The organism is Gemmatimonadales bacterium (assembly GCA_035502185.1).
In the GTDB taxonomy this organism is placed as follows: Bacteria; Gemmatimonadota; Gemmatimonadetes; order Gemmatimonadales; family JACORV01; genus Fen-1245.
Map to the genome: position 1 here is coordinate 1 of DATJUT010000090.1, position 21,772 is coordinate 21,772.

Sequence of the window (21,772 nt, forward strand, 5' to 3'; positions counted from 1 at the left end):
GCGCCCGCGCGGGAGCGGGGCACGAAGATGCTGAAGCTCGGCGACCAGCTGTGGACCTACGACCCCGGCACCGACCGCACGATCATGATCTCCGGCAGCATGCTGCGGCAGTCGGTGATGGGCTCCGATCTCTCGTACGAAGACATGATGGAGGACCCGCGGCTGGAGCGCTCCTACGCGGCGGAGGTCGCGGGCGCCGAGGACGTGGACGGCCGGCGCTGCTGGGTCGTGCAGCTCACCGCGAAAGTGGAGGGGCTCGCCTACCAGACCCGGCGCGCGTGGGTGGACGCCGAGCGGTTCGTCCCGCTGCGGGAGGACCTGTTCGCCAAGGGCGGGCGGCTCCTGAAGACGATGCGGCTGAGTGACGTGAGGGAGATCGAGGGCCGCTGGGTGCCGATGCGCGCGACGTACCGGGACGTGCTGAAGGACGGCGGGGGCACCGAGTTCGTCATGCGGTCCGTCGAATTCGACGCAGCGATCCCCGACTACCTCCTCTCCAAGGCGGCCCTCAGAAGGTAGGCGCCGGAGTCCGCCCGCCCTCCGGCTCGCGCGCCGGAGCGGGAGCGCCTAAGATTGGCCGTCACCGAGGACGGGGGCGGGCGTGGACCTGGTGGTCGCGGTGCTCATCAGCGGCGGGATGTGGTATGCCTCGAGCGGCATCTACCACGTCTGGCCGCTGGCGTGGCTCGCGCCCGTGCCGCTGCTGATCGTGCTGCCGGAGCTGCCGGCGCCCCGCGCCGCGCTCGCCGCCTTCGCGGGTCCCGCCATCGGCGCGGCGAGCTTCGTGGTGGCCTATTGGGGCGTGCTGCCGCCCGCGATGCTGGCGGTGCTGGTGGTCGCGCTGGCCGCACCCTGGGCCGCGGTGGCGCTCGGCTGGCGCGCCATCGCGCGGCGCACCGGCCCCGTGATCACGGCCGTCGCCTACGCCGCGCTGGTCGTGCTCGAGGAGTTCCTCGTCGCGCAGGTCTCGCCCAACGGCACGTTCGGGAGCCTGGCCTACACGCAGGCCGATGTGCTCGCGGTCATCCAGCTCGCGTCGGTGACCGGCATCCTGGGCATCACCTTCGTCGTGTCGCTCGGCACGGCCGCGCTGGCCGTGATGTGGCGCGCGCGGGACTCGCGCCACTCGCGCGAGGCCGCCTTCGGGGTCGCCGCCATCGCGGTCGCGGCCACCCTGGTGTTCGGCGACCTGCGGCTCGCGGCGCCCGCGCCGAGCACCATCGTGCGCGTCGGCCTGGCGGCCAGCGACACCGCGAACCGCCCGTTCGCCGAAACCGGCGCCGATGCGGCCCGGGTGGCGCGCGGCTACGCGGGGCGCGTCGCGGCGCTGGCCGCGCGGGGCCTGCAGTACGTGGTGCTGCCGGAGAAGCTCGTCGCCGTCCGGCCGCCGGACGATTACGGCGCCCGCGTGGCGCTCGCCTCGGTCGCGCGCCGCTACCGCCTGACGCTGGTCGCCGGCCTCAACGCCGTCGGCGAGACGCCGCCGCACAACCTCGCGACCGTGTTCGGCCCCGACGGCCGCACCGTGCTCGAGTACGACAAGATCCACCTGGTGCCCGGCCTCGAGGACGGCTACTTCCGCGGCACCACGCCCGGCCTGCTGCCCGACACGGCCCTGACCGCCGGCGTCGCCATCTGCAAGGACCTCGACTTCGTGCCGCTGGGCCTCGCCCACGCGCGCGCCGGCGTCGCGCTGCTGCTCGTGCCGGCGTGGGACTTCGGGGCCGACGGCTGGCTCCACAGCCGGATGGCCGTGCTGCGGGGCGTCGAGGGCGGGTACGCGGTGGCGCGCGCCGCGTCGGACGGGCGCCTGACGGTGAGCGACGCCCGCGGGCGGATCCTCGCCGAGCGCGCGTCGGACGAGGCGCCCGACGTGCTGGTCGCGGCCGCCGTGCGCGTCGCGCCGGGCGGCACGTTCTACAGCCGCACCGGCGACTGGTTCGCCGGATTGTGCCTCGTGCTCGCGGCCGCGTGCGCCATCGCGGCCCGGCGCCGCGCCGCCACGGCCGACGCGGGCGGCGCGCCCACGAGCCAGCGGCAGACGAAGGACCGCCAGCCGCTGCCCCGGTAGTTCGGCGCCCGGTCGTCCGGGAGGGTTTCCGACCGGCCCGGGCACGCTCGCCGGGGCAACCGCGCGGCTTCTTGCGTTCTGCCGTCGCCTAGACGCAGAATGCCACGCGTCGGGGCCAGGTCGGGCGACCTGGGTCCGCCGGATGCGAAATGGCGTAACTCGCGTCGCTGCAACGAGGAGGGCGTCGTCCGTTACCGGCCGTGGCGGCCTGGTGTCATCCTTGCGTTGCATTAGGCCACTATCGGCACACGCGGTCGCCGCGAGTCGATCCGGGCCGGGGTGACGGGTGTCCGCGCGACCACTTTGCACGGAGTCGGCCGCTGAAGAAGAGTTCCCGAGGCTTCACGCTCATCGAGCTGCTGATGGTCATCGTGATCATCGGGATACTCGTGACGGTCCTGATTCCGCGGTGGGCCGCCGCGCGGGACAAGGCGTCCGTCGCGGCGATGACCTCCGACCTCAGGAACCTGGCCACGGCGGAGGAGGCGTACTTCGACGACTACTCCGCGTACGCGCCCTCGCCGGCGCAGCTGTCCATGTACGCCCCGTCGTCGGGGACCACCGTGCAGATCCTCGAGGCGACGGGCGGCGGCTGGTCCGCGTCCGCGTCGAGCACCTGGACGCTGCGGCAGTGCTACGTCTTCTACGGGAACGCGGTGCCGGTCGGGCCGGCGACGCTGGAGGGCCTGATCACCTGCAACTAGCCGGCCCGCCGCGGGGCGGCCCGCGCCGCCCGGCTCCGCGGGCTCAGGCCACGCGCTGCACGACGACCGCGGTCCCGTAGCACAGCACTTCGGTCGCCGACGCCTGCCTGCCCACCTCGGACGACTCGTAGCGCAGCCCCAGGATCGCGTTGGCCCCGAGGGCCCCGGCGTGCTCGACCAGCCGGTCGTAGGCCTGCTGGCGGGTCTGCTCGCACATCTCGGTGTAGGCGCCGATCTGACCGCCCACGATGGATTTCAGCCCGCCCATGATCCCCTGGCCGATGGTGGGCGCGCGCACGACGATGCCGCGCACCAGGCCCTTGTACTCGAGGATCCGGTAGCCGTCGATCGAGAACGTGGTCGTGACCTGCATCGGAAGCTCCCGTGATGAGAGGTGGGACGGTCGTCAGCTCTCGTACTGCGCCGCGCGCTTCGGGTGGGGCCGTCCACCAGCCGGAGATGCTACCTCGCCGCGCGGCCTCCGGGAAGCCGCGCGTTTACCGGAATCCGAGCTCCAGGTCCACGAGCAGGCCCACGTTGTGCTGCAGCTCCGAGCGGATGCCGATCGTGGAACACGAGAAGGGGTCGCAGATCTGTCCCGACGTCTCGCTGGGCAGCCACGCCAGCTGGTCGACCAGCGCGCCGACGATGAACAGCCGCGGCACGATCCGGTAGCGCAATCCGGCCCCGAGATCCACGGTCCACGTGGACTTGAACGGGCTGCGGAACAGCGCGCCCGCCCCCGCGCGGACAAATACCTGCCCCTCCTGGAAGCGGGTCACTCCGAACGCCCGCTCCCAGTCGAGCGTCACGAAGGTCCGCGCGTCGCTCACGTCCTGGCCGGAATTCCGGTTTCGGCTCTGCCGGACCGCCCTCAGCAGGAACGTGTTCCGGTCGGTCGCGAGCCCGACCGCGCCGCCGAACGCCATCGTGGTGTTGAAGAGGCCGTCGGGGTTCAGGGCGCCGGCCTCGATCCGGACGAAGGGCTCGGCCGGCGCTTCGAACCGCTGAGGCTCGAACTCCGGCAGGACGCCGAGCCCGGGCGGGCGCCGGCTCCGCGCCGCCATGCGCTGCGTCTCCCGGGTGTCGCCGTAGAGGCGCAGCGTCGCGGCGGTCCCCGCCGGCAGGTCGGCGAGACGGACGGCGTGCGCGCCGGCCCAATACGGGTGCACCTGGAAGCGCCGGACCAGCGTGTCCGCGCCGCTCGCGACGGCGAGGACGAACGCCGACTGGTCGCCGCGCCGCGCGTCCCGGAAGGACGGCGTGCCCGGCCCCGCCACCTCGACCAGGTACACCACGCCGCGCCGCAGCGCGACGACGACGGTGTCGGTCGAGTCGCTGAAGCGGTGCTCGAGCACCGGCACGAGGCCGCTGTCGCGCGCGGGCACCGCGCCCTGGCCGAGGAGGGGAGCCGGCGCCGCGAGCAGCAGGCCGACGACGAGCGACGGGTGGAAGCGCACGCGACACTCCTGGTCGGATGAGGGAACCTGCACGGCGGCAGAAAGCGTAGAGCGGCGGCGTCACTCGGGCGTCATGCGGCGCCGGCGGCCCCGCAGCCGCCGGGTCCGCAGGCTCAGTGCCGCCGACAAACCGAGACTCCCCCTCGTGATTGGCTTCCAGCCTTGACGTTCGCTTGACCCGGGCCGGCTACGAGTTGGACGCAACCGCGGAGCCGCGAGCCGGCTCGCGGAACCGGTGCACCAGGGAGCGAGCGATGACACGCACACGCCGCATTCCGATCGCGGCCCTCGCGGGCCTCGGCATCCTGGGCTGGCTGGCGCCGCTCCCCGCGCAGGCGCCGCCGCGGCTGGCGGCCGGGGCGCGCGTGCGCGTGACCGCGCCGTTCGCCGGACTGAAGGCGGCGACCGGCACCGTCCGCGCGGTGCTCGCCGGTGAAATCGTCGTCGAGCCGGACTATCCGGGCGCCTGGCGCCGGGCCGGTCTCCGCCCGGACTCGGCCGGCGTGGGGGTGCCGCTCGACTCGGTGCGCAGCCTCGACGTGGCCGTGGGCTCGCACCGGCACTTTCTCGCGGGCGCGGGGGTGGGCGCGCTGCTCCTCGGGACCGTCAGCGCCGCTTCGGCCGCGGATTGCACGGGCTTCATCTGTTTTTCGCCCGCCGCGGTGGGGGCCGCCGGCGCGCTGGCCGGCGGGCTGCTGGGCGGCCTCATCGGCGTGCTGATCGTCACCGACGAGTGGGAGAGCGTGCCGCTGGGCGGCGATCGGATCTCCCTCGTGCCGGCGCCGGACGGCCGGGGCCTCGGCGTGGCGATCAGGTTCTAGGCGGGGCCGCGCCCGTCGGCGCGGCGCCGGTCGGTGGTGTCAGCCCGGCCGGCTCGACGTAGTCCTCCGGCGGATCCGGGAACCGGCGGCGGATGCGGCACGCGGCCCTAGCACGCCCCGCGGCCGAGTTGCCGGGCGCCGCGGCGCGGGCTACGTTCTCGTCCCCGCAGCCGGGAGAGGGCGATGAACCGCGAAGCTGGAGACGGCAAGGCCCGCACGTTCGCGGCGGGCCTCATCCTGGGAGCGCTGGTGGGGGCCGGCCTGGCCCTGCTGCTCGCGCCGCAGTCGGGCGCCGAGACGCGGCGCACCCTGGCGCGGCGGGCACGCCAGATCACCGGCGACGCGCGCGACCGCTACGACGAGGCGCGCGAGCGGGTCCGCCGGGCGCGGGCGCACCGGCGGCACCTCCGCGACGAGACTAGCGCCGAGTGATCTTCTGCAGCAGCTCGGCCGCGCGCTGCTTGTACGACGGGTCGCCCACGTCGCAGCCCAGCGGCAGGCGCGCCACCTCCTGGAGGTGCGGCCGCGCCTGGGCCTGGTGGTCGTCGTCGATCAGCGACTCGGCGAGGTCGAGGTGATGGTAGATGTTCTGCGGGTTGAGCTGGATCGCGCGGTCGAAGTAGATCGTCGCGCTGTCCCACGACGCCGCACCGAAGATCGAAGCCCCGAGGAAGGTCCGCGCGAAGAACTTGGTGATCCCCGGCAGGCGCATGATCTCCGCGTTCCAGCGGCCGAGCACGTGCAGCGCGCCGTCGTGCCGGGGATCGAGCTCGACGGCCCGCAGCGCCTCGTCGCGCACCAGGCGCGCCGAGCGCACCCGCTCCTTGGCGCTCTTGGTGAGCGCCACCCGGCCCGCGGCCACGGCGACCATGTAGTGGCCGTCGGCGCCCAGCGAGTCGATCCGGACCGCGCGCCGCGCCAGCGCCAGGGCCTCGGCGTAGACCGAGTCGCGCTGCGTGCGCTCGGCGTCGGGCATCAGCTTGCCGATGTCGGTCAGCTCCCGCGACGCCTTCCAGTTCGCCTCGTAGTTGAGCGAGTCGAGCGCGAGCGCCTCGCGGAAGTGCGCCAGCGCCGCCGGCGAGCTGCGCGCGCAGCGGGCGGTGTCGCCCGCGGCGAGGTGGGCGGCCACGTCCTGCGCGGCCAGCGGCAGGGCGGCGCCGAGGAGCAGGGCGGCGAGCGTGGGGGGGAGCGCTATCGCACGCATGGACGGCTCTCCGATGCGGGAAAGGTGGCCTAATGTTCGTCCCCGCCCTCATCGAGCGCAAGCGCGACGGCGGCGTCCTCAGCGCCGCCGAGTGGCGCGAGCTGCTGACGGCCTACCAGGCCGGCGCGGTGCCCGACTACCAGATCGCGGCGCTGTTGATGGCCTGCTTCCTGAAGGGTCTCGCGCGCGAGGAGACGGCCGGCCTGCTGGACGGGATGATGGCCTCCGGGAGCCGGCTCGACTTCGCCGCGCTCGGCCGGCGGGTGGTGGACAAGCACTCCACCGGCGGCGTCGGCGACAAGGTGTCGCTGATTCTCGCGCCGCTGGCCGCCGCGTGCGGCGTCGCGGTGCCGATGATGAGCGGCCGCGGCCTCGGCCACACCGGCGGCACGCTCGACAAGCTGGAGAGCATCCCGGGCTTCCGCACCGACCTGTCGCTCGAGCAGACGCGCGCCCAGGTGGAGCGGATCGGCTGCGCGATGATCGGCCAGACGCCCGAGATCGCGCCGGTGGACAAGAAGCTCTACGCGCTGCGCGACGTGACCGCCACGGTCGAGTGCGTGCCCCTGATCGCGGCCAGCATCATGTCCAAGAAGCTGGCAGAGGGCCTGCACGGCCTGGTGCTCGACGTGAAGCAGGGCAGCGGCGCCTTCATCACCGACGCCGAGCGCTCGCTCACGCTGGCGAAGACGATGATCGAGCTGGGCGAGGACCGCGGCTGCCCGACCGTGGCGCTGCTGACGGCGATGGACCGGCCGCTGGGGCGCGCGTGCGGCAACGCGCTCGAGGCGGAGGAGGCGATCATGGGGCTCCGCGGCGAGGGCCCCGAGGACCTGCACGAGGTCACCCTGGCCGAGGGCGTCGAGATGCTGGTGCTGGCGGGCGAGCGGGACCGCGCCGCGGCGCGCCGCCGGCTCGAGGAGGCCCTGAAGAGCGGGAAGGCGGCGGAGACGTTCCAGCGGGTCATCGAGGCGCAGGGCGGCAACCCGGCGGTGGTGGACGACCCGTCGCTGCTGCCGCAGGCCGAGGCGGTGGAGGTCTACTTCGCGCGGAAGTCCGGCACGATCCTGAGGGTGGAGCCGCGCGCGATCGGCCGCGCGGTGGTGGAGATGGGCGGCGGCCGCCGCAAGGTGGAGGACGCGGTGGATCCGACGGTGGGCTTCGTCATCACCGCGCGGCCCGGCCAGCCGGTGCACGCCTCCGAGCCGCTGGCCTCGATCTTCGCGAAGGACGCGGACGGGATCGAGCTGGGGCGCAGGGCGCTGGATGCGGCGATTGAGATTGGGGAGGGGCGGGCATCGGCGCTGCCGCTGGTGCAGGCGCGGGTGACGGCCAAGGGGGTGGAGCGCCTGGGTGAGACGTGAGAGGTGAGAGGTGACTCTCACCGCTCGCCTCTCACTTTCTTCCGGTAATCAGCCGCGCCGACCTCTCCAACCTCACGTACGCCCACGCCCACTCGATCATCACCAGGAACCGGTTCCGGAACCCGATCAGCCACAGGATGTGGATGAAGCACCACACCAGCCAGGCCGGGTAGCCCGAGAACCGCAGCCGGCCCAGGTCCACCACGGCCGCGTCCCGCCCGATCGTGGCCATCGTGCCCCGGTCGTGGTAGCGGAACGGCGCCGCCGTCCGGCCTCGCGCCGCGGCGACGATGGCCCGCGCCGCGTACTCGCCCTGCTGGATGGCGACCGGCGCGAGACCGGGCAGCGGCCTGCCGTGCGCGTCGCTCGCGGCCGCCAGGTCGCCGATCACGAACACCTCCGGATGCCCCGGGATCGTGAGGTCCGCGTTCACCACCACGCGGCCCGCGCGGTCGAGCGGCACGCGCAGCGAGCGCGCGAGGGGCGAGGGCGCGACCCCGGCGGCCCACAGCACCGTCCCGCACGCGATGCGGTCGGCACCCAGCCACACCGCGCCCTCCTCCAGCCGCGTCACGGCCTCGCCGGTGCGGACCTCCACGCACAGCCGCTCCAGCGACCGCTCGGCCTTCGCCGAGAGCCCGGCCGGGAACGTCGGCAGGATGCGCGGGCCGGCCTCGACCAGGAGGGTCCGCGTGTCGCGGGTGTCGATGGTGCGGAAGTCGCGCGCCATCACCTTGCACGCGATCTCGCCGATCGCGCCCGCCAGCTCCACGCCGGTCGGCCCGCCCCCCACCACCACGAACGTCAGCAGCGCGCGGCGGCGCTCCGGGTCGCGCTCGCGCTCGGCGCGCTCGAAGGCCAGCAGGACGCGGCCCCGGATCTCGAGCGCGTCGTCGATGGTCTTGAGCCCCGGCGCGAGCGGCTCCCACTCGGGATGGCCGAAGTACGAGTGCCGCGCGCCGGGCGCGAGGACCAGGAAGTCGTACGGCAGCTCGCCGTCGGCGAGCAGCACGCGGCGCCCCGCGACGTCCACGCCGGTCGCCTCCGCCAGCAGGACGCGCGTGTTCGCCTGGTGGCGCAGCACGCCGCGGATGGGATACGCGATCTGGCTCGGCGACAGGCTGGCCGTGGCCACCTGGTAGAGCAGCGGCTGGAAGACGTGGTGGTTGGCGCGGTCCACGACGGTGACGTCCAGCGGGGCCCGGCCGAGCGCGCGGGCGGCGTACAGGCCGCCGAAGCCTCCACCCACGATCACGACCCGGGTCAGGGCGACCCTCCGACCGTGCGGCTCACGATGGTGATCGCCCCGGGGTAGGTGATCGGGCCGAGCGGCGTGTCGATGGTCGGGACGGCGCGGACGGCGATCCGGGTGGGATGCGCGCCCAGGCCGGCGAACGACGCGGCGAGGTTCACCAGGCTCCGCGCCGGACCGTCGAAGAACTGGCGCAGGTTGACGCGCATCGGCAGCGGGATGGTGGCGGTCTCGCCGGGCGGCATCGTCACGGCGGTGTCCAGCACGCCGTGGATCGTCTCCTTGTCGTCGAGCAGCAGCGTCCAGGCGAGCTTCACCACCGTGGCGGCCGTGTGGTTGTCGGCGGGGTTCTCGGCCCGGATCATGAGCCGGAAATCGAGCGGGACGTCGCCGCGGGTCACGGCCAGCGCGAGGCGGCCGATGTCCAGGGGGCCGAGGTCGTCGTAGGAGGCGATGCGGCGCAGGTCGACGCCCGCGAGCCGGCCGTCCTCGACGCCGGCGATGGAGAAGTCCACCCGCCGGAGCGCGGTGAGCTGGCGGATCGTCGCGCAGCCGGCCACCGCCGCGAGCGCGAGGAGCGTGCAGGTCCGCCGCGTGCGCGTCATCCACCACCTCCCCGGGAGCCGCGCCGTCCGGGCCGGCGGCGCTCCCTTCAACCTAACGCGTTGCCCCCGCGGCGGGCGCTCGACAACCGGCGCGCCCGCCCGTTAGCTTGCCGCCGTCCGTCCGAGCCACCGAGAACCGGGCGCCGTTCCCCGGCGCCGACCCCCGAGGCCCCTCATGCGTCCCGTCCCCGTCGTCGCCGCGCTCGCCGTCGTCGCCGCGTGTACCGCCCGTCCGGCCGCGAAGGCCCCCGCCAGCCGGGAGCCGTGGACCGCGGCCCCCGCCGACGTCTCGCACGGCGAGGCGCCGGTCGGCACCACGGCGGCCCCGGCCCCGGTGGACCCGCGGGCGCCGGAGCCCGCGACGGCCCGCACCATCCGCGTGCGGTTCGAGGTGAAGGAAGCCCGCGTGGTCATCGCGCCGGACGTCGCGTACGACGCGTGGACCTTCGAGGGGCGGGTCCCCGGGCCGGTGGTGCGCGCCACGGTGGGCGACACGGTGGACTTCACCCTGGTGAACCGCGCCATGATGCCGCACTCGATGGACTTCCACGCGGCGCAGATCGCGCCCAGCCGCGCCTACGTCAACGTGATGCCGGGCGACTCCATCCACTACACCTGGGTGCCGAAGGTGCCGGGCGCCTTCCTCTATCACTGCGGCACCGCGCCGGTGGCCATGCACATCGCCAACGGCATGTACGGGGCGCTGATCGTCGATCCGGCGAGGCCGCTGCCGCCGGCGCGCGAGTTCGTGTTCGTGCAGAGCGAGTTCTACACCCGCAAGGCGGCCGACACCGCCCGCGCGCAGCAGCTGGACTGGGACAAGCTGCTGGGCCTCGCGCCCGACTACATCGTCTTCAACGGGCAGGCCCACCAGTACGCCGATCATCCGATCCGCGTGGGCGTCGGCGAGCTGATCCGCCTGTACGTGGTGGATGCCGGCCCCAACCGCGTGTCCGCGTTCCACGTGGTGGGCGCGATCTTCTCCCGCGTGTACGTGGACGCGGTGCCCGACCACGCGTGGGAGGGCGTGCAGACGGCGGACGTGCCGGTGGGCGGCGGACTGATCTTCGAGACCCGGCTGGCGGAGGCGGGGACCTACCCGTTCGTCACCCACGCGTTCGCGGACGCGACGAAGGGGGCGGTGGGGATGCTGGAAGCGAGATGAAGCGGGAGCCGGACCCGTCTCACGCCACCGGCGGCCGCCGCGCCGAGCCCGGGCCCCAGTCGTCGCCCTCGAAGCCGTCCTCCGGCTTCGCCATCGGGTCCACGTCCCGGATCTCGTCCTCGGCCTTGCGCAGCTCGTCCCAGTCGATCGAGTCCTCGAGGCTCCCCGGCTCTTCCTCGCCGCCCGCCCGGAAGCCGGCGTCCCGAAGCTGGTCCGAGCTGCGGGTCTCGCTCTTCCGCCGCGCGATGAGGAGGAACCCCGCGGCGCACAGCAGCGCCAGAGCGATCCACATGGTCCTCGTCACAGGACGCGCGCGATGAGGGCGCCCACGAGGTAGCCCACGGCGGCCACGCCCAGGCCGACGACGAACATGTCGATCCCGCTCCGGAAGACCCCGCGGCCGGTGAACACGCTGCGCGCCGCGCCCACCGCGAAGTGCGACGCCATCGCGATCGCGAACGCGGTCCAGACGGCGGCCGCGCCGTGCAGCAGGAAGAACGGCGCCACCGGGATCAGGGCGCCCACCGCCGTCGCGGTGCCCGTGACCCAGCCCTCCTGGAGCGGCGTGGCCCGGCGCTCGCCGATGCCCAGCTCCTCGCGCACCTTCTCCGCCAGCGCGCGCGCGGGGTCCTTCATCAGCTCGCCGGCCATCCGCCGCGCCTCGTCCCTCGGCACGCCCTTGGCCTCGTAGACCAGCGCCAGCTCCTCGGCCTCGACCTCCGGCATCAGCCGGATCTCCTCGGCCTCCATCGCGATCTCGTGCTCGTACACCTCCTGCTCGCTCTTCGCCGCCAGGTACCCGGAGGAGCCCATGGACAGCGCGTCGGCCACCATCCCCGCCACGCCGGAGAGCAGCACCACGTGCGGGGTGACGCTCGCGCCGATCACGCCCGCCACCAGGCCGAAGTTGGCCGTGAGCCCGTCGTTGAAGCCGTACACCACGTTGCGGAGGAACCCGCCCGACTCCATCTGGTGCCACGGCTCGCCGCTCTTGCCCGCCAGCCCGCCCAGCGTCTCGGCGTGCTCGGCCGACTCCTTCGCCAGGAGGAGCGCGGTGTCCTTCGCGGCGCCGGTGTCGGTCCGGCGGTACATCTCCATGTAGCCCTTGACCTCGCGCCCCTCTTCCCTGAGGAGCAGGTTGGTCAGCACGCCCGGCCCGAAGCGGCGCGCCGTCCACGCCAGCAGCCGCGCGCGGCGCGACGGCCGGGGCGTGCCGCACTCGATGCCCGCCTCGGAGAGGTGCTTGCGCCACAGCGCCGCGTGCCGGTCCTCGACCGCCGCGAGGCGCCGGTACACGTCCGCGCGGCCCGCGTCGGCCTCGGCCTCGGCGAGCAGCCGGTACAGGAAGGCGGCGTCGGCCTCGTCCTGCCAGTGCTCGAGCCAGACGGCCGTGGTTTCGTCGTGGGAGGGCATCGAAGTACCATACCCGTCACGGAGGGGGAAGGAAAGCGGAGCACAGGGGCACAGGGCAGTCGCCAGACGGCAAGTTGCCAGTGGTTCCCAGTCAGAAGCCGTCAGAGGGCAGTCCAGTTGTCAGTACTGCCCACTGGTCTGCAGACTTCGCACTGGCAGCTGGCAACCAGTCGCGACTTGCCGTCTGGCAACTCCACTGAGCTCTCGGAACTCGGTGCTGGGGACCGGGGAACAGGAACGGCGCGTGGCAACCATCGGCAGGACCCGCATCAAGATCTGCTGCATCCAGTCGCTCGACGAGCTGGCCCTGGCCGTGCGCCACGGCGCCGACGCCGTCGGCCTCGTGTCCGCGATGCCCAGCGGGCCCGGCCCCGTCCCCGAGCCCCTCATCGCGCGGCTGGCGCGCGCCGTGCCGCCCGGCGTCTCGTCGTTCCTGCTCACCAGCGCGCGCGAGGCCGCCGCCATCGGCGACCAGGTGCGGCGGCTCGGGCCCCAGGTCGTCCAGATCGTGGACCGGCCCGCGCCCGGCTGCTACGCCGCGCTCCGGGCCGCGCACCCGGCCCTGAGGATCGTGCAGGTGGTCCACGTGACCGGGCCGGACGCGCTGCACGCCGCGCTCGCCGCCGCCGAGCACGTGGACGCGCTGCTGCTCGATTCCGGCGACCCGACCGCCGCCGTGCGGGAGCTGGGCGGCACCGGCCGCACCCACGACTGGGCCGTGAGCCGCAGCATCCGCGAGGGCGTGGACGTGCCGGTGTGGCTCGCGGGCGGCCTCACGCCCGGCAACGTGGCGGCCGCGATCGAGGCCGTGGCGCCGTTCGGCGTGGACGTGTGCAGCGGGGTGCGGACGGACGGGAAGCTCGACGAGGCGAAGCTGGCGCGGTTCGTGGCGGCGGTGGCGGGCCGCCGGCCCGCTGCGCAGGCGCCGCCCACCTCCTGACCGGGCAAGCCGCCACGACGCGCTGTCCGGGGCGGGCGTGCCCCGGAGTTGCGAGACGCCGGGTTGCGAGTGGTTACGCGGTCGGAGAGTCCACCGCCATCCCGTAACAGCTCAGTTCAATACAGCGTGCTCGAGCACATCCGGATCCTCTGCAGCACGCCCCACGGTCCGCGCTCCACCAGGCTGTGGCGCAGGCCCGAGGCCGTCAGCTGGTTGGCGCCCAGCTCCCAGAATCCCGCGCCGTAGGCCACCAGGGCGCGCGCGTGCGGCACGTCGGTCATCACGTCCGCCGCCGCCAGCATCGCCTGCTTGCGCGCCGCGCTCGGTCCGGTCAGCACCTCCCACGGGTTGGCGCACAGGCCCGCCCATCCCTCGACCAGGTATTCCATCCGGTAGCCCGGCGGGATGTGCGGGTTCTGGACCGCGGCCGTGAACTGGATGTTGTCGCGCGGGTTCACGGTGAGGCCGGCCGCGCCGGCCACGTCCGGCGCCGGCTCGTCGAGCCGCTGCGAGGCGTCGCGCAGCACCTCGGCGTCCAGCCCGCGCGTCCCCCCCCTCAGCCGCTGCACCACGATCAGCGGCTCCACCACCAGGTCGCGCAGCATCCTCACCCCGAGCGCGTTGGCCCGCACGTCGGGCGCCTTGAGCAGCTGCTCCGCGACCGCCGCGGTCTCGCCGATCCGCGCCACGGCGCCCGCGAGGTCGCGGCGCGCCACCGCCAGGATCGCGCCCGCCGTGTTGGCGATCGCCGCCTCCTGCAGGGGGATCACGCTCGGCCGCGGGTCGGCCGAGTCGCCGGTCGCCGCGAACGGGCTGTTGGGGCCGCCCATCGGCGCGGACGCGAGCGACGCGTGCGCCACGCGGCGGAACAGCTGGGTGCGCGGCTGCGCCGCGAGCAGCGCGAGCGTATCCCGCAGCCCGGGCGCCAGCGAGTCGCGGCCCGCGGCACGGAACGCGTCGAGCAGCGCCGAGGAGCCGTGCAGCAGCGAGGAGGGCCGAGGCTGGTACGGCGGCAGCGCCGGCTGCGAGGGCCGGCCCGCGTCGGCCAGCGCGCGGATCCAGCCGCGCACCGCGCTGTCGGCGGCCGCGTCGGGCCGGGGCAGCAGCGACGCCCAGGCGGGCCGCGCCGCCTCGATGGGGTCGTCGGTGAGGATGTCCTTCTGGTAGTTCACCAGCGCCGCGGTCCTGGGGCCGAGGTGCTGGGTCGCGAGCACGGCCGTGACGCTGGCCGCCACCGCCTCGCCGATCGCGACCATCACCACCAGCGCGAGCAGCGCGGCCAGGAGCTGGCCGCTCCAGGCCCAGCGCCGCAGCCCGTGCGCGGCGGGGCCCGCCGGCCGGCCGACGCTCGGCAGGGTCGCGTACCAGTCGGCCGCATCGGTGTCCCGCCCCAGCCGGCCGCGGCGCGTGCGGGCCAGCGGGCCGAGGAGCCGCCGCTCCCGCAGCCACGCCGTGGCGACGATGGCGACGCCGAGCAGCGGGGGCCCGAGCGCGGTGAGCCACAGCCCGAGGCCCACGACCGGCACGACCGGCAGCGCCTGGAGCGAGCCCGCCAGCAGCAGCACGCCCCACACGCCGACGGCGACGAGCGTCCACAGCACCGACCCGAGGAGCGCGGCGGAGCGCCAGCGCCGCGCCATCAGGATGCCGCGCCGCCGCGAGGGCTCCAGCGAGGCGAACTCGCGCGCGCCGCTCAGCACCAGGCCGCTGCGGCGGTCGTGGTCGGCCGCGATGTCCGCCAGCGTGCTCCAGCGCCAGCCGGCGCCGCGGAGCCGCACCAGCCGCCGCGCGGCGCCGGTGCCGAGGACGAGGAACGCCAGCAGGCTGAGCCCCAGCACGCTCACGCCGAGGATCAGCTGGGTCTGCCACAGGAACAGGGAGACCGCGACCGGGTCGCGGCTCGACGGGTTCTGGAACGTCCACAGCCAGTTGGCGTGCGCCTGCAGCACCTGGGGCGTGAAGGTGAGCGCGCTCAGCGTGAGCACCGCGCCGGCGAAGGTGGCCAGCGCGAGCCGGCTCAGCACCCGCGAGCGGCCGTGCAGCCAGTGCATCCCGGGCGGCGGCCACTCGATCTCGGAGGCGAGCGTGGGCATCATCCCCCGCTCGACGTCGCCCGCCGTGGGCCGGTCCATCGGGTGCTTGGCCACGCAGCGGTCCACCAGGCGGCTCACCTCGGGCGACAGGTCGGCGCGCCGCCGCGAGACCGGGGTGGGCGTGTCGCGCATGTGCGCCGCGGCCCAGCCCATCGCCGTCGTCGCCTTGAACGGCAGCTCGCCCACCAGCAGCTCGTACGCCATCACGCCGAGGCTGTAGACGTCGCTCTTGTCGGTGAGCGGCTCGCCCGCCGCCTGCTCCGGGCTCATGTAGATCGGCGTGCCCACCACGTGGCCGGTGGCGGTGAGGCTGCCGGTGGCCTCGGGCGAGGTCTTGGCCAGCGCGGCACTCACGCCGAAGTCGGCCACGTAGGCGCGCCCGGTCTCCGCCTCGAGCAGCACGTTGGCCGGCTTGACGTCGCGGTGCAGGAAGCCGCGCGCGTGCGCCGCCGCGAGGCCCGCGGCCACCTCGCCGACGATCCGCCGCCCGTCGCGCTCGCTCGCGCGCCGGTGCTCCTCCATCCACTGCGCCAGCGACGGGCCCTCGACGTACTGCATCACGATGTACGGCAGGTGGAGCCCGTCGGTCTCGCCCACCGCGTACACCCGCACCACGTTGGGGTGCGAGAGCGCGGCGGCCGAGCGGGCCTCGCGGGTGAAGCGCGCGCGGGCGCCCGCATCGGCGGCGAGGTCCGGCGCGAGGACCTTCACGGCCACCAGCCGCTTGAGGGCCACCTCGCGGAACAGGAACACGGCGCCCATCCCGCCCACGCCCACCAGGCGCAGGTACTGGTAGCCCTCGCCCAGCGCGAGGCCGAGGTCGTCCGCGACCTCCTCGGTGTTGACCGGCGCCCGCGCCGCGGGCTGCGAGGCCCCGCCGCCCGTCGGCGTGGGCACCAGCGAGGCGCCGCAGGTCGGGCAGGTCTCGACCCCGTGGGGGACGGACGAGGAGCACTCGGGACAGTACGGCACTTGGCTAGGAACTATCGGTTGCCCGGGAGCATCGCGCCAGCCATCTTGCAGGCTCATGCCCCAGCGCACGTTCACGGTCCTGCTGCTCGGGACCCTCGCCGCCGCGGTCGCCCGCGCGCAGGCCCCGGTCACGACGCCCGCGGGCGATCCCTCGGTCGCGAGCGACTCGATCTACCGGCTCGCGGTGAGTCCGGCCGACTACCCCGACGAGTCCTACGTCTACCTGCTCGACGACGGCGTGGTGCGCTTCGAGGCCGACGGCCGCGGGACGCGCACCTACCGGCAGGTGGTGCAGATCCTCGACCAGGACGGCGTCGAGGCGTGGGGCGAGCTGAGCTTCTCCTACTCCGGCCTGCGCGAGAAGCTGACGGTCAACTGGGCGCGCGTCCTCAGGCCCGACGGCACGGTGGTGAGCGAGCGGCCCACCCACGAGCAGGAGAGCGACGTGCCGGCGGCGCTCGAGTACCCGGTGTACTCCGACACCAAGGTGCACCGCGCGACCCTGGGCGGCCTCGCCCCCGGCCTGCTGGTGGACTACAGCTACACGGTCGAGACGCGCGAGCCCGTGATGCCGGGCGACTTCTTCACCAGCTGGAGCGTCACCACCGGCCGGCCGACGCGGCGCTCGCGGCTGATCGTGGACGTGCCGGCCGCGCTGACGCCGCGCATCCGGGAGCACAACGTCCGCTTCGCGCGGCGCACCACGCTCGCGCACGGCCGCCGGGTGTACGAGTGGGACGCGCAGGACGTGCCCAAGCCGCCGGCGCGCGAGCCGTTCGCCGCCGACTCCGACAGCGTGCGGGTGCACCTGGCGGTGGGCTCGCCGCTCGCCTGGAGCGACGTGGCGCGGTGGTATGCCGGCCTGGTGAAGGACCGGTTCGCCGTGACGCCGGCGCTCGAGGCACGGCTCGCCGACGCCGTGAAGGGCGCGGCGACGGCGCTGGACTCGCTCAAGGCGGCGCACCGCTGGGTGGCGCAGGACTTCCGCTACGTCTCCGTCGCGCTCGGCCTCGCGGGCTATCAGCCCCGCCTCCCGGCCGCGACGCTGGAGACGATGTACGGCGACTGCAAGGACAAAGCGACGCTGTTCATCGCGCTCGCGCAGCGGATGGGCTTCCGCGCCTACCCGGTCCTGCTGGCGGCCTCGGGCGGGATCGACTCCACCCTGCCCACCACCCAGGCGTTCGACCACATGATCGCCGCGGTGGCACTCGACTCCGGGCGGTTTCGTGCGGGCGGCGCGACGGACGATTCCGCGAGCGGCCGCGTCTCGTCCGCCGCGGTGGCACTCGACTCCGGGCGAGTTCGTGCGGGCGGCGCGACGAACGATTCCGTGAGCGGCCGCGTCTCGTCCGGCGCGGTCGAGCGTCCCGGCGGCTACCTGTTCGTGGACCTGACGGCCGACGAGATCCCGGTCGGCCAGCTGCCCGAGTCCGAGTACGGCGAGTTCGCCCTGGTCGTGCATCCCGACGGGCGCGGCGAGGCCGTGACCCTGCCGCTCGACTCGGCCGCGGCCAACCGCACCACCGACTCGCTGGTGGGCGAGCTGTCGCCCGACGGCACCTTCTCGGGCCGGATGACGACCACGCTGACCGGGCGGATGGAGGAGGGCCTGCGGCGCGCCCTGAGTCACGGCGTCAACGCGCGCCAGCGCGACGAGTTCGCACGCGACCTCGCCAACGGGACCTTCGAGGGCTCGGCGGGCGACAGCCTGCAGCTGTTCGACGGCCGCGACCTCGGCGCCACGCCCCGCGTCTCGGTCGCGATCCGCAGCGGGAAGGCGGCGAGCCCGGCGGGCTCGGGCAGCATCCTCCGGCTTCCGCTGCGCCCGGTCTTCACCTCGGAGCTGGTCTCCGACGTCGAGTCCCACGTGCCGCGCCGCTACCCGATCGCGGTGGCGGCGGTGATCGGGCCCGCGGTCTACGCCGAGGACTACCGCATCACCCTGCCGCCCGGCTGGCGCGCGCAGCTCCCGGCCGGCGTCACCGCCACCAGCGTGTACGGGCGGTACCGCTCCAGCTACGTGCAGGAGGGGCGGCTGCTCAGGGTCGAGCGCCGCGTCGAGGGGGCGCGGGGCGTCGAGCCGCCGGACCGGGTCGCCGACCTGGTCGCGTTCATGCGCGCCATCGCCCAGGACGACGCGCGCCTGATCATGCTGGAGCATTAGCGCGCCACGCCGGTCCGCTGGCCCATATCCAATTGAGATGCAGGCCCCGGCCGCTTGGTTGGCAGGGCGACCTCGTCCCGCCCTCGGTCACACACGTCGCCGCCGCCGCGGTGGCCGTCCCGCGGCGGCCGCTCGCCGCCCCCCGGCCCGCGGTTTGCAGGGCGTACGGGCGCCGGATCACATCGCCGGGGGAGCACCATGCGGGACAGCAGGCAGCTGGAGGCGGACGCCGCCGCGCACATCGCGGGCCTGATGGCCGTGGCGGCGCGCACCGCGCCCAAGACGCGCGGCATCGACAACGTCCGGGTGGTCGCGGTGGACGACCCGGCGTCGCGGGAGCGGCTGTGCGCGACGATGCAGGAGATCGCCCGGCGCGAGAACCGGCCGGGGCTCGCGCGCGACGCGCGCTCGATCGCGGCCGCGCCCGCCGTGCTGGTGATCGGCGTCGCGCCCGACCCGGCGGGCCTCGACTGCGGGTTCTGCGGCCACGGCAGCTGCGACGGGCTCCGGGCCGCGGGCGGGGTGTGCGCCTTCAACTCGGTGGACCTCGGCATCGCGGCGTGCTCCGCGGCGGCCACGGCGAGCCAGCTCCGGGCCGACTGCCGGGTGATGTACTCGATCGGCTACGCGGCGCTCGAGCTGAAGCTGCTCGGCGGCGAGGTGCGCCAGGCGCTGGGGATCCCGGTGAGCATCACGGGGAAGAGCCCCTTCTTCGACAGAGGCGCGTAGACGGGGTAGGATCGGGCCGGCGCGCCCTCACGCCGGGAGCGCGCGCGGGCCAGCCGGCCCGGCGCGGGCCAGCGTCAGAAGGTCGAAGCCAGCCGGTACCCGAGCCCGACGCCGAAGCGTCCACCGGCCTCGAAGGTCGGTGGCGCGCGGCCCGCCTCGCCGCTCGCCGTCAGGAACAGGCCGCCCACGAGCTGGAGCGACAGGTCGCCCTGCACCAACCCGACCCCGTCGCCCTCCACCAGCCAGCCGGTGGCCTCGAGGCCCGCCTCGACCCGGCCCGCCACGACCTCGGCCGCGAGCCGGCCGTAGGGACGGGCGCCGGCGCCCCACGACAGGCCGAGCCAGGGGCGCCAGCGGAAGTGCAGAGCCGGGCTCACCCACGTGCCGAGTCCCGGCGCGCCGCCCAGGGGCGTCAGCTCGAGGGTGGCGGCGGACTGGCTCACGACGAAGTGGCCGTCGGCGAGGTACTCGTAGCCGGCGGCCACCAGGATCGGGTCGAGATCGGCGAACAGCCGCGTCATCGCGCCGTAGGCGCGCTGGGTCGGAGGGCGGGCCGAGCCGGCCCGCGCCCGCGCCCCCAGCTCGAGCCACGCGCGCGGCTGGAGCGATGTCCGCACCAGCGCCCCGGCGTCGAGCACGCTGTAGAGCGGCGCGCCGCGCTCCTGCTCCAGCACCAAAGTCGCCGGCTGCGTGAGCGACCGCGCCGACGAGTACGAGTGGCCGATCAGCAGCTCCCAGCGGGGCGTGCCCTCCGGCGCCTGCGGCTTGGCCGCGGTGTCGGGAGCCGCCGGCTGGCGCGTGGTGTCCGCGGCCGGCGGCCGGCGCGTGCTGTCCGCGGCCTGCGCCGCGGCACGCGAGGCCGCCAGCGCCAGGACGGCGGCCGCGGCGAGCGCGACGCGCGCGCTCACCGGACGGCCATCCGGCTCCACACGGAGCCCACGAGGTCGCCGACGGTCCGGAGGTCGAGCAGCGCGCGGTCGTCCACCACGACGTGCACGACGTTCCGGATCGGCTTCGCCGCGCGCAGCACGTACCACTCGTCCCAGCCCAGGTCCGCGTGGAGTCGCGTCTTGCGGCCGATCTTCCGGCGCGCCCAGCCCGGCGAGAGCCCGCGCACGATGCGGATCACCGCGCGCTCGACGCCCCCGTCGGTCCACCAGTGGCCGCGTTCGTCCTTGCGCCTCATGGGTCGTCCGTGGTTAGATCGTGGACGGGCACTCGCCGCCCGGGCGACGAACACCGCACGCGGCACTCCGCCGAACAAGAGGTGAAGTGATTCGGAAATGGACGTGAGTCGGACCGACTGGGCCGTGCGGGCCGCGGGCCGCGTCGAGGCGCGGCTCGCCGCGAGGCCGCACTGGTGGTCGCCGATGGACCGCGGGCTGCTGCTCACCACGCGGACCGACTTCCGCGCCCGCCCGCTGTCCGCGGCGTTCACGGTCCGGGCGCTGCACGCGGACGGAACGCCGCGACGCGTGGCGGCCGCCGAGGGCGCGGGCCGGCCGCTGGTGATCCTGCCGGGGATGTACGCGTCGCTCGACGAGGGGCTGTTCGCCGACGTCGCCGAGATCGCGTCCCGCCGCGGGCGTGCCGTGGTGCTGGTGGAGGACCGGCTGGCGGCGGGCACGCTCGCCCTCACCGCCGGCGAGGTGCCTTCGCTCCACCGCATCGGGCTCGAGCTGGCCGCGATCGCCGGGCAGCTGGCCGAGCGCCCGGACGTGCTGGCGCTGTCGGCCGGAGCCGCCGCCGCCCTCGCCGCGCCCCCGGGCACCTTTGCGCGCATCGCCACGTTCTCGGGCGCGCTCGACCTGTGGGCCACGGCCGAAAACCTGGCGCGCCACCCGATGCCGCGGTTCCACTACTCGCAGGTCCACAAGCGGGCGTTCCACGGCGCCGGCCTCCCGCCGCCGCCGCTCGCCACCATCCCGGCGCGGCTCGCGGCCGGCGCGCCGTGCGGCGCCCCGCCCGATCCGCTGCTCGTCGTGCACGCGGTGGACGACCCGGTCGTGCCGGAGTCGGTGGTCGCCGGCTTCGCGCTCGACGACGGCCAGCACGCGCTGCTCCTGCCCGCGGGCGCGCACCTCGGCTTCGGCACGCTGGCCGGCGACGACGTGTATCTCGAGCCGTTCGAGGAGGACGACTGATGGCGGCGCGGGACCTGGCCATCGTGCATCCGCACGTCGAGCGTTACCTCGCCGCGCTGATCCCGCCGCGCGACCGGGTGATGCGGGAGATGGAGGCGCACGCGCGGCGCGAGGGCATCCCCATCGTCGGGCCGGTGGTGGGGCGGCTGTTCTACCTGCTGGCGCTCGTGTCCGGCGCCAGGCGCGTGATGGAGCTGGGCTCGGCGATCGGCTACTCGACGATGTGGTGGGCGCGGGCGGTGGGCCCGCGCGGCACGGTGTGGTACACCGACGCCAGTCCGGCGAACGCCCGCGACGCGCGGGCGTACCTGAGGCGCGGCGGCGTGCTGGACCGGGTCGAGATCCTGGTGGGCGACGCGCTCGAGTCGATGGCCCGGGTGAAGGGGCGGTTCGACGTCGTCTTCTGCGACGTGGACAAGCCGGGCTACCCGGAGGCCTACCGCGCGGCGATGCGGCGGCTGAGGCCGGGCGGGCTCCTGGTCGTGGACAACACTCTATGGAAAGGGCGGGTGACGCGGGGACGCGCCAGCGCGCGGCGCGACCCGGCCACCGCGGCGGTGCAGAAGCTGAATCGCCTCGCCTACGCGGCGGACCGGCGGGCGTTCGCCGCGGTGATCCCGCTCCGGGACGGGGTGACGGTGGTGGTGAAGCGGTAGGGTGGAGAGCAT

General features: G+C 74.7%; 22 protein-coding genes. 12 read left to right on the forward strand and 10 right to left on the reverse strand.

Annotated elements, in window-relative coordinates; all coding sequences use genetic code 11:
* From VMF70_11520 to VMF70_11530, 3 genes are all read left to right on the forward strand, one after another.
* On the forward strand, positions 1–519 hold a 519-nt coding region (locus VMF70_11520), incomplete at its 5' end, for an outer membrane lipoprotein-sorting protein (GenBank protein HTT68651.1).
* An 82-nt stretch (positions 520–601) separates the two neighbouring features.
* Entirely contained in the window at positions 602–2,071 is a 1,470-nt protein-coding gene (locus VMF70_11525; protein ID HTT68652.1) for a nitrilase-related carbon-nitrogen hydrolase, read from the forward strand.
* Between the two features lie 200 nt (positions 2,072–2,271).
* Positions 2,272–2,775 (forward strand): type II secretion system protein, encoded by a 504-nt coding sequence (locus VMF70_11530; GenBank protein ID HTT68653.1) that lies wholly within the window; start codon positions 2,272–2,274, stop codon positions 2,773–2,775.
* Positions 2,776–2,818: 43 nt separating this feature from the next.
* Here the strand turns inward: VMF70_11530 and VMF70_11535 are convergent, their stop codons facing one another.
* Positions 2,819–3,148: a YbjQ family protein gene (locus VMF70_11535; protein ID HTT68654.1), complete on the reverse strand. Its 330-nt coding sequence runs from the start codon at positions 3,146–3,148 to the stop codon at positions 2,819–2,821.
* A gap of 124 nt (positions 3,149–3,272) precedes the next feature.
* A complete protein-coding gene (locus VMF70_11540; protein HTT68655.1) occupies positions 3,273–4,235 on the reverse strand; it encodes a hypothetical protein in 963 nt (320 codons plus the stop codon).
* Between the two features lie 254 nt (positions 4,236–4,489).
* On the opposite strand from VMF70_11540, the gene VMF70_11545 reads away from it, so the two are divergent.
* Both VMF70_11545 and VMF70_11550 read left to right on the forward strand, forming a co-directional pair.
* Entirely contained in the window at positions 4,490–5,056 is a 567-nt protein-coding gene (locus VMF70_11545; GenBank protein ID HTT68656.1) for a hypothetical protein, read from the forward strand.
* A 183-nt stretch (positions 5,057–5,239) separates the two neighbouring features.
* The gene (locus tag VMF70_11550) at positions 5,240–5,488 is read left to right on the forward strand and encodes a YtxH domain-containing protein (protein ID HTT68657.1); all 249 of its coding nucleotides are present in this window, start codon (positions 5,240–5,242) and stop codon (positions 5,486–5,488) included.
* Here VMF70_11550 and VMF70_11555 read toward each other — a convergent pair.
* Positions 5,475–6,260 carry a hypothetical protein gene (locus VMF70_11555; protein HTT68658.1) on the reverse strand — a complete coding sequence of 262 codons (786 nt, stop codon included), beginning with the start codon at positions 6,258–6,260 and terminating at the stop codon, positions 5,475–5,477. The two genes, VMF70_11550 and VMF70_11555, sit on opposite strands and share 14 nt — an antisense overlap.
* Before the next feature lie 32 nt (positions 6,261–6,292).
* Here VMF70_11555 and VMF70_11560 point away from each other — a divergent pair, with 32 nt between their 5' ends.
* Entirely contained in the window at positions 6,293–7,624 is a 1,332-nt protein-coding gene (locus tag VMF70_11560; GenBank protein HTT68659.1) for a thymidine phosphorylase, read from the forward strand.
* A gap of 31 nt (positions 7,625–7,655) precedes the next feature.
* Here VMF70_11560 and VMF70_11565 read toward each other — a convergent pair whose 3' ends face one another.
* A complete protein-coding gene (locus VMF70_11565) occupies positions 7,656–8,879 on the reverse strand; it encodes an NAD(P)/FAD-dependent oxidoreductase (protein ID HTT68660.1) in 1,224 nt (407 codons plus the stop codon).
* An 8-nt stretch (positions 8,880–8,887) separates the two neighbouring features.
* The gene (locus tag VMF70_11570; GenBank protein HTT68661.1) at positions 8,888–9,481 is read right to left on the reverse strand and encodes a hypothetical protein; all 594 of its coding nucleotides are present in this window, start codon (positions 9,479–9,481) and stop codon (positions 8,888–8,890) included.
* Positions 9,482–9,656: 175 nt separating this feature from the next.
* Between VMF70_11570 and VMF70_11575 the strand changes: the two genes are divergently transcribed.
* Positions 9,657–10,646 (forward strand): multicopper oxidase domain-containing protein, encoded by a 990-nt coding sequence (locus VMF70_11575; GenBank protein ID HTT68662.1) that lies wholly within the window; start codon positions 9,657–9,659, stop codon positions 10,644–10,646.
* Positions 10,647–10,665: 19 nt separating this feature from the next.
* Here VMF70_11575 and VMF70_11580 read toward each other — a convergent pair whose 3' ends face one another.
* Together VMF70_11580 and VMF70_11585 are read right to left on the reverse strand one after the other, a co-directional pair.
* Complete coding sequence (locus VMF70_11580) at positions 10,666–10,938, reverse strand: hypothetical protein (GenBank protein ID HTT68663.1); 273 nt, start codon at positions 10,936–10,938, stop codon at positions 10,666–10,668.
* A gap of 8 nt (positions 10,939–10,946) precedes the next feature.
* On the reverse strand, positions 10,947–12,059 hold the full coding sequence (locus VMF70_11585; GenBank protein ID HTT68664.1) for a VIT1/CCC1 transporter family protein: 1,113 nt from the start codon (positions 12,057–12,059) through the stop codon (positions 10,947–10,949).
* A 244-nt stretch (positions 12,060–12,303) separates the two neighbouring features.
* Here VMF70_11585 and VMF70_11590 point away from each other — a divergent pair, with 244 nt between their 5' ends.
* The gene (locus VMF70_11590) at positions 12,304–12,999 is read left to right on the forward strand and encodes a phosphoribosylanthranilate isomerase (GenBank protein HTT68665.1); all 696 of its coding nucleotides are present in this window, start codon (positions 12,304–12,306) and stop codon (positions 12,997–12,999) included.
* A gap of 116 nt (positions 13,000–13,115) precedes the next feature.
* On the opposite strand, the gene VMF70_11595 is transcribed toward VMF70_11590, so the two are convergent.
* The gene (locus tag VMF70_11595) at positions 13,116–15,989 is read right to left on the reverse strand and encodes a serine/threonine-protein kinase (protein HTT68666.1); all 2,874 of its coding nucleotides are present in this window, start codon (positions 15,987–15,989) and stop codon (positions 13,116–13,118) included.
* Between the two features lie 130 nt (positions 15,990–16,119).
* Here VMF70_11595 and VMF70_11600 point away from each other — a divergent pair, with 130 nt between their 5' ends.
* Positions 16,120–18,231 carry a DUF3857 domain-containing protein gene (locus VMF70_11600; GenBank protein ID HTT68667.1) on the forward strand — a complete coding sequence of 704 codons (2,112 nt, stop codon included), beginning with the start codon at positions 16,120–16,122 and terminating at the stop codon, positions 18,229–18,231.
* Positions 18,232–18,429: 198 nt separating this feature from the next.
* On the forward strand, positions 18,430–18,960 hold the full coding sequence (locus VMF70_11605; protein HTT68668.1) for a DUF2148 domain-containing protein: 531 nt from the start codon (positions 18,430–18,432) through the stop codon (positions 18,958–18,960).
* Between the two features lie 74 nt (positions 18,961–19,034).
* Here VMF70_11605 and VMF70_11610 read toward each other — a convergent pair whose 3' ends face one another.
* A complete protein-coding gene (locus VMF70_11610; GenBank protein HTT68669.1) occupies positions 19,035–19,868 on the reverse strand; it encodes a hypothetical protein in 834 nt (277 codons plus the stop codon).
* Complete coding sequence (locus VMF70_11615) at positions 19,865–20,146, reverse strand: hypothetical protein (protein HTT68670.1); 282 nt, start codon at positions 20,144–20,146, stop codon at positions 19,865–19,867. Before VMF70_11615 ends, VMF70_11610 begins: the two co-directional genes overlap by 4 nt.
* A 103-nt stretch (positions 20,147–20,249) precedes the next feature.
* On the opposite strand from VMF70_11615, the gene VMF70_11620 reads away from it, so the two are divergent.
* Together VMF70_11620 and VMF70_11625 are read left to right on the forward strand one after the other, a co-directional pair.
* Positions 20,250–21,104, forward strand: coding sequence for a hypothetical protein (locus VMF70_11620; protein HTT68671.1), 855 nt, complete (start codon positions 20,250–20,252; stop codon positions 21,102–21,104).
* Positions 21,104–21,760, forward strand: coding sequence for an O-methyltransferase (locus VMF70_11625; GenBank protein ID HTT68672.1), 657 nt, complete (start codon positions 21,104–21,106; stop codon positions 21,758–21,760). The genes VMF70_11620 and VMF70_11625 overlap by 1 nt, the downstream gene beginning before the upstream one ends.
* Positions 21,761–21,772: the final 12 nt, after the last annotated feature.

Coding starts and splice junctions, on each gene's coding strand:
- VMF70_11575 (HTT68662.1), top strand. CDS start 9,657: ATGCGTCCCGTCCCCGTCGTCGCCGCGCTCGCCGTCGTCGCCGCGTGT.
- VMF70_11570 (HTT68661.1), bottom strand. CDS start 9,481: ATGACGCGCACGCGGCGGACCTGCACGCTCCTCGCGCTCGCGGCGGTG.
- VMF70_11550 (HTT68657.1), top strand. CDS start 5,240: ATGAACCGCGAAGCTGGAGACGGCAAGGCCCGCACGTTCGCGGCGGGC.
- VMF70_11615 (HTT68670.1), bottom strand. CDS start 20,146: ATGAGGCGCAAGGACGAACGCGGCCACTGGTGGACCGACGGGGGCGTC.
- VMF70_11625 (HTT68672.1), top strand. CDS start 21,104: ATGGCGGCGCGGGACCTGGCCATCGTGCATCCGCACGTCGAGCGTTAC.
- VMF70_11580 (HTT68663.1), bottom strand. CDS start 10,938: ATGTGGATCGCTCTGGCGCTGCTGTGCGCCGCGGGGTTCCTCCTCATC.
- VMF70_11605 (HTT68668.1), top strand. CDS start 18,430: ATGCGGGACAGCAGGCAGCTGGAGGCGGACGCCGCCGCGCACATCGCG.
- VMF70_11560 (HTT68659.1), top strand. CDS start 6,293: ATGTTCGTCCCCGCCCTCATCGAGCGCAAGCGCGACGGCGGCGTCCTC.
- VMF70_11545 (HTT68656.1), top strand. CDS start 4,490: ATGACACGCACACGCCGCATTCCGATCGCGGCCCTCGCGGGCCTCGGC.
- VMF70_11555 (HTT68658.1), bottom strand. CDS start 6,260: ATGCGTGCGATAGCGCTCCCCCCCACGCTCGCCGCCCTGCTCCTCGGC.
- VMF70_11535 (HTT68654.1), bottom strand. CDS start 3,148: ATGCAGGTCACGACCACGTTCTCGATCGACGGCTACCGGATCCTCGAG.
- VMF70_11585 (HTT68664.1), bottom strand. CDS start 12,059: ATGCCCTCCCACGACGAAACCACGGCCGTCTGGCTCGAGCACTGGCAG.
- VMF70_11600 (HTT68667.1), top strand. CDS start 16,120: ATGCCCCAGCGCACGTTCACGGTCCTGCTGCTCGGGACCCTCGCCGCC.